The 12,371-nt window shown below is 49.4% G+C and carries 12 protein-coding genes and 1 pseudogene; 4 read left to right on the forward strand and 9 right to left on the reverse strand.

Annotation, left to right across the window (positions count from 1 at the left end):
• Positions 1–35: 35 nt before the first annotated feature.
• The 9 genes and pseudogenes from efp to QZ311_RS10875 all read right to left on the reverse strand — a co-directional run bounded on the left by efp (position 36) and on the right by QZ311_RS10875 (position 7,135).
• The gene (efp, locus tag QZ311_RS10835) at positions 36–602 is read right to left on the reverse strand and encodes an elongation factor P (RefSeq protein WP_123614025.1); all 567 of its coding nucleotides are present in this window, start codon (positions 600–602) and stop codon (positions 36–38) included.
• Between the two features lie 57 nt (positions 603–659).
• Positions 660–1,229 (reverse strand): peptidylprolyl isomerase, encoded by a 570-nt coding sequence (locus QZ311_RS10840; protein ID WP_297067740.1) that lies wholly within the window; start codon positions 1,227–1,229, stop codon positions 660–662.
• A gap of 55 nt (positions 1,230–1,284) precedes the next feature.
• Entirely contained in the window at positions 1,285–2,049 is a 765-nt protein-coding gene (locus tag QZ311_RS10845; RefSeq protein WP_297067743.1) for a C4-type zinc ribbon domain-containing protein, read from the reverse strand.
• A gap of 35 nt (positions 2,050–2,084) precedes the next feature.
• Positions 2,085–2,897: a Nif3-like dinuclear metal center hexameric protein gene (locus tag QZ311_RS10850; RefSeq protein ID WP_297067746.1), complete on the reverse strand. Its 813-nt coding sequence runs from the start codon at positions 2,895–2,897 to the stop codon at positions 2,085–2,087.
• A gap of 10 nt (positions 2,898–2,907) precedes the next feature.
• Positions 2,908–4,671 (reverse strand): aspartate--tRNA ligase, encoded by a 1,764-nt coding sequence (gene aspS / locus QZ311_RS10855; protein WP_297067750.1) that lies wholly within the window; start codon positions 4,669–4,671, stop codon positions 2,908–2,910.
• A 218-nt stretch (positions 4,672–4,889) separates the two neighbouring features.
• A complete protein-coding gene (locus QZ311_RS10860; protein WP_297067753.1) occupies positions 4,890–5,270 on the reverse strand; it encodes a hypothetical protein in 381 nt (126 codons plus the stop codon).
• Entirely contained in the window at positions 5,254–5,769 is a 516-nt protein-coding gene (locus QZ311_RS10865) for a hypothetical protein (protein WP_297067779.1), read from the reverse strand. The genes QZ311_RS10860 and QZ311_RS10865 overlap by 17 nt, the downstream gene beginning before the upstream one ends.
• Positions 5,770–5,895: 126 nt before the next feature.
• Positions 5,896–6,780 (reverse strand): annotated as a pseudogene (locus tag QZ311_RS10870) (leucine-rich repeat domain-containing protein); the annotation flags it as partial.
• Between the two features lie 22 nt (positions 6,781–6,802).
• Positions 6,803–7,135 carry a hypothetical protein gene (locus QZ311_RS10875; protein WP_297067756.1) on the reverse strand — a complete coding sequence of 111 codons (333 nt, stop codon included), beginning with the start codon at positions 7,133–7,135 and terminating at the stop codon, positions 6,803–6,805.
• 560 nt (positions 7,136–7,695) lie between these two features.
• Between QZ311_RS10875 and QZ311_RS10880 the strand changes: the two genes are divergently transcribed.
• The 4 genes from QZ311_RS10880 (at position 7,696) to QZ311_RS10895 (ending at position 12,341) form a co-directional block, all read left to right on the forward strand.
• Positions 7,696–8,220 (forward strand): RNA polymerase sigma-70 factor, encoded by a 525-nt coding sequence (locus QZ311_RS10880; protein WP_297067759.1) that lies wholly within the window; start codon positions 7,696–7,698, stop codon positions 8,218–8,220.
• 130 nt (positions 8,221–8,350) lie between these two features.
• A complete protein-coding gene (locus QZ311_RS10885; RefSeq protein ID WP_297067762.1) occupies positions 8,351–9,160 on the forward strand; it encodes a FecR domain-containing protein in 810 nt (269 codons plus the stop codon).
• On the forward strand, positions 9,157–11,784 hold the full coding sequence (locus QZ311_RS10890) for a TonB-dependent receptor (protein WP_297067767.1): 2,628 nt from the start codon (positions 9,157–9,159) through the stop codon (positions 11,782–11,784). Before QZ311_RS10885 ends, QZ311_RS10890 begins: the two co-directional genes overlap by 4 nt.
• 11 nt (positions 11,785–11,795) lie before the next feature.
• Positions 11,796–12,341: a DUF4249 family protein gene (locus QZ311_RS10895; protein ID WP_297067770.1), complete on the forward strand. Its 546-nt coding sequence runs from the start codon at positions 11,796–11,798 to the stop codon at positions 12,339–12,341.
• Positions 12,342–12,371: the final 30 nt, after the last annotated feature.

Genomic DNA, 12,371 nt, shown 5'->3' on the forward strand with positions numbered 1-12,371 from the left:
CTTGCAGGAAGTTATATTCCCGAAAAAGAGAGGTATTATTCCTTGATACGCTCTACGTAAGAACCGTCGCGGGTGTCGACACGCACCTTATCGCCGATGTTGCAGAAAAGGGGCACACGGATTTCAGCGCCAGTCTCAAGAGTAGCGGGCTTGAGAGTGTTGGTTGCGGTGTCGCCCTTGATGCCGGGTTCGGTATAGGTGATTTCGAGCACAACGCTGGTGGGCATTTCACAGGTAAGGATGGTTTCGGAAGCGGCGTGAACCATAGCTTCGCAAATATCACCTTCCTTGAGGAACTGAACACCGTCGATGCTTTCGCCGGGAAGAGCTACCTGCTCGAAAGTTTCGGTGTGCATGAAGTTGTAGCCCATATCGTCGCGGTAGAGATACTGGTAGGGGCGACGCTCGATGCGCACTTCGTTAACCTTCACGCCGGAGTTCCAAGTCTTGTCGAGGACGCGTCCGGTCTTGACGTTCTTAAGCTTTGTGCGGACAAAAGCAGGGCCTTTGCCGGGCTTAACGTGGAGGAATTCAACAATAAAGAAGTAGTTGCCGTCGATATCGAGGCACATACCGTTTTTAAAGTCTGCAGTAGTTGCCATGTGTTGTAGATGGTGTTGTTTTGATTAAGCTTGAAAAATTTTTATAGCGGGCATGCATTACTTGCCGCAGCCGTCACAGCCGCAAGAGCCCTCGCTTCCGCAGTCGGAGTCGCCGCATCCGCCACCGCAACATCCGCCGCCACATGTGGGGTGAAGTTCTTCGGGTGTCGCGTCGCGGACAGTCACGACCTTGCCTTTGAAGCAGAGATCCTTGCCCACAAGAGGATGGTTGAAGTCCATGACCACATGGTCAGAGGTCACTTCAAGCACCTTGCCGGTGATGCGGAATCCGTCGCCTGTCATCATGGGGATGTAGGCTCCCTTCTTTATGGTCTCGGAGTCAAACTTTCCGTCGACCATAAAGATGTCTTTTTCAAGACGGGCCACATCGTCGGGATTATAGGGGAAACCCTCGCCGGCAGCTACGGGAACGTCAAATGTCTGACCGGGTTCAAGTCCTTCGAGCGCACGCTCAAGCGGAAGAATGAGACCTTTTGTCACTCCAAAGATAAAACGCTCGGGCTCTTCGTCGACAACGTTGTGGACAAGAGTTTCAGTCCCGTCGGGAGCGACTTCATAGAGATCATAACTTATTTCGACATATTTGCCGGGGAGAATCTTTTCCATAATTTATTTTAAGTTTTTTGTTTAGTCGGTTGAGAACTGAATCAATGAAAATTCCTTAATCAGTCACTCCGGCCAGTTCGGGGTCAATCATAATGCGTCCGCAGTATTCACAGACGATGATTTTCTTGTGCATCTTGATTTCCATCTGCTTCTGCGGGGGAATGCGGTTGAAGCATCCGCCACATGCGTTGCGCTGGATGTAGACAACGCCGAGACCGTTGCGGGCATTCTTGCGGATTCGCTTGAAAGCTGTGAGAGTGCGTGTGTCGATCTTAGGTTCGATTTCCTTTGCGTTCAGACGCAGACGCTCTTCGTCTTTCTTTGTTTCCGACACGATTTCCTCAAGCTGGTGGCGCTTGTCGACAAGGATGTGGTTGCGGTCGGCAAGCGATTCCTCAGCCGCAGCAATGTCAGCGGTCTTGTTTTCAATCTCGCGGGCATACTGGTTGATGCGCTTTTCCGAAAGCTGGATTTCTAGAGTCTGGAATTCTATCTCCTTTGATAACAAATCAAACTCACGATTGTTGCGCACATTGTCGAGCTGCTGCTTATAGGTAGCTATCTGAGCCTGAGCCTGCTCGATGTTGTTTTTCTCCTTAGCCGACTTGAGGCGCAGGTCCTCGATCTCGGCATGGAACTTATCGACGCGGGTGTGGAGACCTTCGATCTGGTCTTCGAGGTCACGCACTTCCTCAGGCAGCTCACCGCGGATGGTCTTGATGCGGTCAATCTCGGAGAGGATGGTCTGGAGCTCGTAGAGGGCGCGGAGGCGCTGCTCAACTGACAATGACTGTTCGGGTTTATTTTGGTCTATCGCCATATATGTATATATGTAGAATTTTTATAATTCTTCTTTCAGACGTAGCACACCGGATTGTGTTCGGCGTGCGATTGCCGGACTGCAAAGGTAGGAAATTTTTCTGAAATTATGGCCGAAAAAATTGACTTAGTGCATATTTCGCTTTCAAAATGCCCGGTATCGACCATAAGAATAGCCCTTCCGTAGTCGACAAAGTCGTGATAGCGGGTGTCGGAAGTTATATATGCGTCAGCTCCGGCTGCAATCGCATCGCTGATGAATTCTCCTCCCGAACCGCTGCAAAGAGCCACGCGCCTGATTTCGTTCAGCCCCGAGGGTCCTTCCGACCGGCGGACGACGGGCGAACCGTAGACCTCCTTGACACGCACTATGAATTCGTCGACCGACAGCGGCGACGGATATTCACCTACTATGCCAAGTCCGGTGTCACTGCTACCCGGCTGTGGCGCAAGAACGCGCATCGCGCCGAGGCCGAGCATGTCGCCGAGCTTACGCGAAACGCCATGACTTGCAGAATCGAGCGCCGTATGCGACGAATAGACTGCTATTCCGGCCTTTATAGCAGAAATCACCGCGCGCTCCACGGGAGAAGCGCCGGTGATTTGTCTGAGTCCTTTGAATATAAGAGGATGGTGTGAGACAATGAGGTTACATCCCTCGGCCTCAGCCTCGGCCACCACATCGGGGGTGACATCGAGACAGAGCATTGCGCCGGTGCATGGCGCATCGGGTGCTACCGGACAGAGCTGCCAGCCGGTATTGTCCCACTTCTCCTGAAGACCCGGAGATGCGAAGTCTTCAATGCAGCCGACAATTTCGGCAAGCGTCACGGGTTGCTTCGCGTTCATAGGGTCTGATTTATTTCTTTTCGTCGGAAAGGTCGATGCGGATGCTGAGCTCTTCGAGCTGAGAATCGTCGATGGCCGCGGGAGCATCGATCATCACGTCGCGCCCGGAATTGTTTTTCGGGAAGGCGATTACGTCGCGGATCGAATCAAGTCCGGCAAGGATGCTGACGAAACGGTCGAAACCGAATGCAAGACCGCCGTGAGGGGGAGCACCAAACTTGAAGGCGTTCATCAGGAAGCCGAATTTATATTGCGCGTCCTCTTCGGTGAGACCGAGCAGACGGAACATCTTGTCCTGAAGTTCAGCTTCGTGGATACGGATTGAACCGCCGCCAAGCTCGTTGCCGTTGACAACCATGTCGTAGGCAGTAGCGCGCACAGCACCGGTGTCGCTGTCGAGCAGATGAATGTCATCGGGCTTGGGCGCGGTAAACGGATGGTGCATCGCGTAGTAGCGCTGTGTTTCGTCGTCCCATTCGAAGAGGGGGAAGTCGATGACCCAGAGGCATGAGAACTTCTGCGGATCGCGGAGACCGAGGCGAGAACCCATCTCAAGACGCAGTTCGCAGAGCTGCTTGCGGGTCTTCATGGTCTGTCCGGCAAGAATCAGGATAAGGTCGCCTGCCTTCGCGCCACAGCGGTCAGCCCATGCGCGGAGCTCATCCTCTGTGTAGAATTTCGGCACTGACGATTTGATTGAGCCGTCGGCTTCAACCTTGACCCACATCATGCCCTTAGCACCGATTTGCGGACGCTTCACGAAATCGGTCAGCTGGTCGAGCTGCTTGCGGGTGTAGTCGGCACAGCCCGGAGCTACGATCGCACCGACATATTCGGCATCGTCAAGCACGGCGAAGCCCTTGCCACCGGTGAGGTCCTTGATTTCGACAAATTCCATGCCGAAACGTGTGTCGGGCTTGTCTGAACCATAGAGACGCATAGCGTCGGCCCATGTCATGCGCGGGAACGGCTCGGTGAAGTCAATGTCCTTGACATATTTGAAAATGTGCTTTACAAGTCCCTCGAACATGTTGAGCACGTCTTCCTGATCGACAAACGACATCTCGCAGTCAATCTGTGTGAATTCCGGCTGACGGTCGGCACGGAGGTCCTCGTCGCGGAAACATTTAACAATCTGGAAGTAACGGTCGAAACCGCTGACCATCAGAAGCTGCTTGAAGGTCTGGGGCGACTGGGGAAGCGCGTAGAACTCGCCGGGATTCATGCGTGAGGGCACAACGAAGTCGCGAGCTCCTTCGGGAGTGGACTTGATGAGCACCGGAGTCTCCACTTCAAGGAAGCCCTTTGAGTCAAGATAGCGGCGGATTTCAAAAGCCATGCGGTGGCGGAGTTCGAGATTCGCACGCACGCAGTTGCGACGGAGGTCGAGATAGCGGTATTTCATGCGGAGGTCGTCGCCGCCGTCAGTGTCGTCCTCGATAGTAAACGGAGGCACTTCGCTGCGGTTGAGCACCTTGAGCTCCGAAGCAATGATTTCGATGTCGCCGGTCGGAAGATTGGGGTTCTTGCTGGTACGCTCGGCAACCTTGCCTTTGACCTGAACCACGAACTCACGTCCGAGATGATTGGCAGCCTCACAGAGAGCCGCGTCATTTTCGATGTTAAACACCACCTGAGTAATACCGTAGCGGTCACGCACGTCTACAAAGGTCATACCACCCATCTTGCGGGCGCGCTGCACCCAGCCGGCGAGGGTCACTTCCTGACCCGCATCGCTGAGTCGGAGTTCGCCGCATGTCTTCGTTCTATACATAGCAGAACTGGTTCTATTTAGATATATTTAATCCGGATTGGTTAATTTTTAAAGCACACGATAGGCAACAGCCTGAAGCCAACGGCACTTCAATGTGCAAAATTACAAAGAATCAGATAGAAAATCAAAAAAAGGTCATGGTAAATTAACAAAGAAAAGAACTTGGCAAATCACAATGTCACCAAGTTCTTTTCATTTAAATCCGACAAGACTACACGCTATTTTACGCTATCAGAAATAGCAATAGGATATAACGGATACATCCATTCTATCTTTACATTTCCAACGAATAAGCGGCTGTTAACTTCAGCTGTTTCAGCCAAGCCGCGAAATGTCACATCCTGATTCTGAGCAATATCCGAGGCCATATCCTTAAATGTCACGACTCCTGTCCCTCGTGACGGGGAAGATGATTCCTCAATTGAATCCGTATCAATGATGAATTCTCTTAGGACAGTTGGTACAAATCCATTATTTTCCTCTTTTATGACAAGATCCATCATCTCAGGAAGAGCACGACACCTCGTCTTATCTATGAGATACTTGCCAATCTCATCAGCAAGCATCTGCTGATCCAAAGTTTTATCTTGCTGAGCCATCTGATATAATTTTCTTTGCAGTTCCATCCGAGTACTTCACAATCACAACACCTTTATAATCTGCCGAAACCTTACGACCCTGCAAATTATAACGTCCAATTTCTTTGCATTCCGAATCACCAATTACCGAATCAATACCTGACTCTCCCATCTCAATAATATTCCAAAAATTCTTCCAGCCCTCAGCATTCTGATAGGCCTCCAAAGAACCTTGCGGCACATAAACTTTAATATTATCAACATATTGAGACGTGCTGAAAGTCGGACAGTCCGGTGTGGGAATAGGATCTTTACAAATTATAGTTTCGAGTTTTGAATAATCACTAAATGAAACTCTCCCATGCTTTGAAGAAGACAGACGAAAAACGCCAAAATTTGTTATTCCTTTTCCTAATTCTAAAGTAGTTAAATTTTTCTTTAGATCATTATAATAAAAGAAGCAATTGAGATTTAATCCATCTAAAATCACAAGATCTGTAATATCTGTAATACTAGGCATTATCTGTGACAATCTGGAGTTGTCATAAAAATTACGCCCTATACTAATTTTGGTTAGTGAATTACAATCTTTAAATATATCATCTGTATCATTACCATCGCTAAAAAGCCTTAATTCGGATGGAGAACTCTCAAAAGTTACATCTTTAAGATTACTACACTGTTCGAAAGCAAGTTTATCAATTGTGGAAACCGAACCTGGGATGGATACCGAGGTCAAACTTGTACACCCAGAGAAGGTTGACCGACCTATGGAAGTTACTGAACTAGGTATGACGACCGACGTCAATCCCGTACATCCAAAGAAGGTTCTATACCTTATGGACTTTACCGAACTAGGTATGACAACCGACGTCAATCCCGTACACCCATAGAAGACTGACTCTCCTATGGACGTTACCGAACCAGGTATGACGACCGACGTCAATCCCGTACACCCATAGAAGACTGACTCTCCTATGGACGTTACCGAACTAGGTATGACGACCGACGTCAATCCCGTACACCCACAGAAGGTTTTAGGGCTTATGGAAGTTACCAAACTAGGTATGATGACCGACGTCAATCCCGTACACCCAAAGAAGGCAGACTCACCTATAGAAGTTACCGAACTAGGTATGACGACCGACGTCAAACTCGTACACCCAAAGAAGGCGTAATCTCCTATGGTAGTTACCGAACTAGGAATGACGACCGACGTCAAACTCGTACACCAATAGAAGGCTGACACACCTATGGTAGTTACCGAACTCGGTATGACTACCGAGGTTAGATCACTACAAAAATTAAACGCCGTCTTTCCTATTGAAACTACCGAAAGCTCCCTGCCCTTGTAGTTTACCACAGTAGGAATCTTAATATCCCCTACATATTTTTCTGCTCCACTAGTCACTTCACAAGTCAGCTCAGCTGTGGACAATATTTCATAATATACCCCCTCAACCTCGAAATCGTAGGCTGATACCGAGAGTATTGAGAGTAGAAATAATCCAAAAATCATTATTTTTTTCATACTTTTACTGATATTGATTGTTTTATTTCAGTAATTTTCTTGCACCTATCATTCCAATAAACTCTACTGACGGTGAACCGTCGATCTCAGTAATGATGACTTTACCTGAGACATCATAATGAGCTGAAGAAATGACACTATTATTTTCTGTGAACAGTCCTACTTCACCTGTAAACAGATACTCGCCACATCTCTCAAATTTTTCACTCAACTGAAATAACCGATTTGACTCACGGTCAATCTCTGTAAATTTTAGATTTCGCTCGAATTCAAGCTCTCCGATTTGCCTGCAGAATGTCTCATTAATAGCCGTACAGACATCCTCATGATTCATTTTTAATTTTTCCCTTGGCATAAGACAATGATTGTTCGCCCGCCTCCCCACAGCTATGGCATTGATAATCAAAAAACGAAAATGCGTGGGGAATCTTACTCGTCACTCGTCCCACGTTCCGAGGCTCTGGTATGCCCATTACAGTAGAACGAGCAAACACGCAGAAGCCTCACGCAAATATAGATATATGACATCTGTACATGACATCTGAACATCATGTACAAATGGATATAGCATATCCACAAGGCATCTACCGCTTGCTACATTCTTGACTGTAATGAGAAATTTACCAGATTTCGGAACGTCAAGAAAGAGCGTCATGGTAAACGCTTTTCGAAAAAAATTTGCAAACCCTCCCGCTGACCCTTTACTGAGGTTTCTGCGTTTGGATTTGCAATGCAAATATAAGTATAAATTTTGAAATACTACTAGTGCGATTTCATCGTACTAGTTTATAATGATTAGATTTTTATCGCACCGCTATTCACGGTTTTTATGTCCAAAAGGCGCAATCATTATAATTTATCGAATATAATCGGTAATTTTGCGACGTGAATAATTTTTAGGACAAGTAACTTTTTATGTCAATTACGGACAAAAGGCAGACTATCAGCGCAGAAGAGATATTCAGAAGGTACTACAGACCTCTGTGTCTCTACGCGCTGCGCTATCTCCGCAGTCCTGAAAATTCTGAAGATGTGGTGCAGGACTGTATGACGGCCTTCCTCGAACGATGGGATGAGGGACATGAGGTGGCCGACGTGAAGTCATATCTTTTCATGATGGTGCGAAACCGCAGCCTTGATATGCTTCGGCGAGACAGCCTGATTGACAGCCAGACAACTGACGAGGGATTCGACGATGTAATTGATGAAGACGACCGCGAGGAAGCCGCATTTATCGAAGCCCGGTTGTGGACTGCCATAGATTCACTGCCCGAAAAATGTCGCGAGGTGCTGCTGATGAGCAAACGAGACGGTCTGAAGTATGAAGAGATAGCCGAAGAGATGGGCATTTCGGTCAATACAGTGAAAAACCAGATAAGCAAGGCACTTAAAGCACTCAAAGAGGGGTGTCACCGCGTCTATATGTTCTTTTTCGGGTGACAGGCTCAAAAAATCATGCATGCAACACACGCATATTCAAGCCATTATCACATTTATTCAAAATTTTTTCATTTTTGCGTAGTAGTTTTTCAGCATTTCTCTGTCATAGGGTAAAACAACAGTGTAAAATATGGACAGAGAAAACAGACATCTTAGATTCGTACTCAAGTACTACGCCCCCGGGCGCTTCGACACAAAAAGTGCCCTGCGGGCCTATCGTGCCGGACATCCGGCCAAGTTCAGGCTATTGACCCGCTTCACCATAGGCATAGCAGCATCCGTAGCGGTATGTATAGCTTTGGGCTATCACATTTTCAACACCGGACGCAATGCGATGACGACGCTCTATGCCTACGACAAGTCGGTCAGCTATACCCTTCCAGACAGCTCCGTCGTGACACTTTCTCCACATTCTTCTCTCTCATATAACGCAGAAAGCTTCGGCAATGACTCAAGACGGGTCGAAATGGCAGGCAAAGTGGAATTCAGCGTCACAAAAAATCCTGAAGCACCTTTCGTCGCAAACGCAAGCTACGGAACGGTCACCGTACTCGGCACTCAGTTCGTTGTCGACGAACTCAACCCCGATTCAATCGGCGTGTCAGTGACATCGGGCAAAGTGAAGTTTACCGCAAAAGACAGAGCCGAAGGCGTAATCCTGACAAAAGGAATGCACGCATGCCTGCTCGCCGGGGCTGACACACCTGAAATCATCGAACCCACGAAGCCCGACAGCATCCCGGACTCACATAGATTAGTGTTTGACCACACTCCCCTCCCCGATGTCCTCAACCGGCTTTCGGCACATTTCAATGTCGGTCTGACATGCCAAGAAACCGATAAGGTGCTCACGGCCGAGTTCGACACCGAGAATCTCGACGAAATCATCATGCTCATCGAAAAATCACTTGACGTAAAAATTGAAAAGAAAACAAAATGATACGCATACTGACACTTATCATATTGTCTGCACTGCTTCTGACTCCGGAGATTCACGGAGAATCCGTGAAGAACTCCGACACTTCCACACTGCGCCGTCAGATTGAAGCCGTCAAGGCTCGCCACGGTGTGAAATTCGTCTATGATTCATCAATCCATCTCGATGTTCCCTACCGGGGAAAGCGGCTCGAAGGGCTGAATCTTGATTCAAGCCTTGCCGAACTATTCCGCAACACAGGGCTGCGCTGGGAGAAAAACGGCGGATATGTGGTCATAATGCCTGCCAAGAAATACACTCTCAGCGGCTATGTCACCGAAACCGACGGTGAGACCGTCATCAACGCCACCGTCCGCGACATCACGAGCGGAGCAGGAACTCTGACCAACGAACACGGATTTTTCAGCCTGACACTCCCCGAAGGCCGTCACTCGGTCAGCTTCTCGTCAATCGGAAACTCCGACCGCATCGAAGAGATCGCGCTCGACCGCAACATGACTCTCAACGTGGTCCTATCCCCCGGCAAGGAACTTGGGGAAGTAGTCGTCACAGCCGACCTCAACTCCCCGCTCCACACAACCCAGACCGGTAAAATTTCGCTGACGGCCAAGGACCTCAACAAAGAATATGCCCTGTTCAGCTCTCCGGATGTGGTCAAGACAATCCAGAATCTTTCAGGCGTGGCGGCAGGAACTGAAATCACCTCGGGACTATACGTCCACGGCGGCGACAACGACCAGAATCTCTTTATGCTCGACGGCACTCCACTCTATCAGGTCAACCACCTCGGCGGTCTGTTTTCGTCGTTCAACACCGATGTCATCAAGAACATCGACTTCTACAAGAGCGGATTTCCGGCTCGCTACGGCGGCCGGCTGTCATCGGTGGTCGACGTGCGCACCAAGGATGGCAACATGAACGAATATCACGGCTCTTTCAGCATCGGACTCCTCGACGGACGCCTGCAGTTCGAAGGTCCGATCGTCAAAAACCGCACCTCGTTCAACATCGGGCTGCGACGCACTTGGCTCGACCTCATAACCATCCCGGCCTTCGCCATCCACAACAGAAACTCCGACAACGAAAACATCTCCATGCGCTACGCCTTCCACGATTTCAACGCAAAGGTGACCCACATATTTTCTGACCGCAGCCGCGCCGACATCAGTTTCTTCTCGGGCGACGACACCTTCAAGGCCAGAGAAAGAGATGAAGCCATCGACCAACATAACGAAAGCGAATACACAAAAATCGACCTCCGTTGGGGAAATATGACCGCCGCGCTCAACTGGAAGTATCAGTTCTCGCCAAAACTCTACTCCGTGTTTACCGCAATCTACACCTACAACAGATCGCGACAGGGCTACACCGACACCTATAATACATATAACCCCGCCGACAGTTCATTTCTCGGAGTGACACACACCGAAAACCACAGCCGTTCCACCATCAATGACATCGGCGCACGAATGGAAATAGACTACCGCCTCAACCGTACACACCACATCCGCACCGGGGCAAACTATCTGATGCACTTTTTCAAACCTCAGAGCTTCGCCTCAAACAATTTTGCAGGCGACGGCATCGACATGGACACCATAGCACGCAATATCCACCACACAATGCGCGGTCACGAACTTTCGGTCTACGCCGAAGACAACATAGCCATCGCTGAAAAGTGGAGAGTCAACGCAGGGGTTCGTTTCACGCTCTTCAACATCCCCGACAAGACATATGCCGCAGTCGAACCGCGACTCGCCGTCCGCTATCAGGCGTCGGACCATGTCACGCTTAAGGCATCCTACACACGGATGAGCCAGTATATGCACCAGCTATCAAACTCCTATCTCAATCTCCCCACCGACTACTGGGTTCCGTCGACAAACAAAATCGCGCCATCGCGCTCCGAACAGTATGCGGCCGGCATCTATCTGATGCTACCGCACAACATCCGCCTCAGCACCGAGGGGTTCTACAAGACAATGCACAACCTCATCGAATATGACGGCGGAAACTCACTGACACCGCCCTTCGAGGACTGGGACTCACACATCCGCCGCGGACGCGGACGTGCCTACGGACTTGAACTCGAAGCCGGCTATGGCAACGAACGCTTCGACCTCAGTGGTTCATACACCCTGTCGTGGAACAAGCGCAACTTCCCCGGATTCCACTCAGGATGGTATCCCGACAAGTTCGACAACCGCCATAAACTGAATCTCAACTTCAGCTATAAGATTTCAAACGGCATCGACGCTTTTGCAGCATGGTCGTTCCACAGCGGAAACCGCATGACAGTCCCGCAGCAGGCTGTGATATCACCCGAAATCCCGTTGCCCGACAATGGAGGACATGGATTCAACAACCAAGGCTTTGTATCATGGATCTACGAGAAACCCAACAATCTCTCCCTTGCCCCTTACCACCGCCTTGACCTCGGCATAAATTTCCGCAAAACCACCCGAAAGGGCAACGAACGCATCTGGAATATCAGTGTCTACAATGCCTACTGCCGCATGAATCCGTTCTCGGCCAAAATCGAGATGCTCCCCGACGGTTCATTCCGTGGAAAAGCGACAGCCGTATTCCCCATAATCCCATCGTTCAGCTACACTTATAAATTCTGATTTTCACCGACATGAAACTCCTTGACTTCACATTATATATAATAACGGCCATCATACTCGCGTCGTGTACATCATATTTCGACCTCGACGACTTTGACGTGGAGGAAAAACTGGTCATCTACACCATGCCGATGGCCGGAAGCGACACCACATTCATCCAGCTGTCAAAAAGCACTCCTGTCACCGGCTCTCAGTATCCGCCCGACGGGATTCCCGGCGCAAAAATCGACTTCTCGGTCAACGGCGAGCTGCAACCTGTCTGCTGGACTGAAAATAGACTTGGCAAAATCCCGGCCAAGAGCTACTATGTGGTCAAAACGCTGAATGAGGGCGACAAAATCGACATCGTGGCCGAAGCGGCCGGGCTGCCCCCGGTCAGCTCCAGTTCGGTTGTCCCGGCTCGGTTTATTCTCTCAAAAATCGTACTTGACGAAACAGACAGCGAATTCGGGAAAATGCGTCAGTTCCGCATCACGTTCAAGGATGATCCGTCCACCGACGATTATTACGGAATAAGAATCCTGCATAAAATCAATATTGTCCTAAATAATTTTTGAGTGCTACTCAACGTGCAGAGGCATCAGCCT

It is taken from the genome of uncultured Duncaniella sp., assembly GCF_910578445.1.
Classification (GTDB): domain Bacteria; phylum Bacteroidota; class Bacteroidia; order Bacteroidales; family Muribaculaceae; genus Duncaniella.

Coding starts and splice junctions, on each gene's coding strand:
- QZ311_RS10890 (WP_297067767.1), top strand. CDS start 9,157: ATGATACGCATACTGACACTTATCATATTGTCTGCACTGCTTCTGACT.
- QZ311_RS10885 (WP_297067762.1), top strand. CDS start 8,351: ATGGACAGAGAAAACAGACATCTTAGATTCGTACTCAAGTACTACGCC.
- QZ311_RS10850 (WP_297067746.1), bottom strand. CDS start 2,897: ATGAACGCGAAGCAACCCGTGACGCTTGCCGAAATTGTCGGCTGCATT.
- QZ311_RS10860 (WP_297067753.1), bottom strand. CDS start 5,270: ATGGCTCAGCAAGATAAAACTTTGGATCAGCAGATGCTTGCTGATGAG.
- QZ311_RS10840 (WP_297067740.1), bottom strand. CDS start 1,229: ATGGAAAAGATTCTCCCCGGCAAATATGTCGAAATAAGTTATGATCTC.
- aspS (WP_297067750.1), bottom strand. CDS start 4,671: ATGTATAGAACGAAGACATGCGGCGAACTCCGACTCAGCGATGCGGGT.
- QZ311_RS10875 (WP_297067756.1), bottom strand. CDS start 7,135: ATGCCAAGGGAAAAATTAAAAATGAATCATGAGGATGTCTGTACGGCT.
- QZ311_RS10895 (WP_297067770.1), top strand. CDS start 11,796: ATGAAACTCCTTGACTTCACATTATATATAATAACGGCCATCATACTC.
- QZ311_RS10865 (WP_297067779.1), bottom strand. CDS start 5,769: ATGCCTAGTATTACAGATATTACAGATCTTGTGATTTTAGATGGATTA.
- efp (WP_123614025.1), bottom strand. CDS start 602: ATGGCAACTACTGCAGACTTTAAAAACGGTATGTGCCTCGATATCGAC.
- QZ311_RS10880 (WP_297067759.1), top strand. CDS start 7,696: ATGTCAATTACGGACAAAAGGCAGACTATCAGCGCAGAAGAGATATTC.
- QZ311_RS10845 (WP_297067743.1), bottom strand. CDS start 2,049: ATGGCGATAGACCAAAATAAACCCGAACAGTCATTGTCAGTTGAGCAG.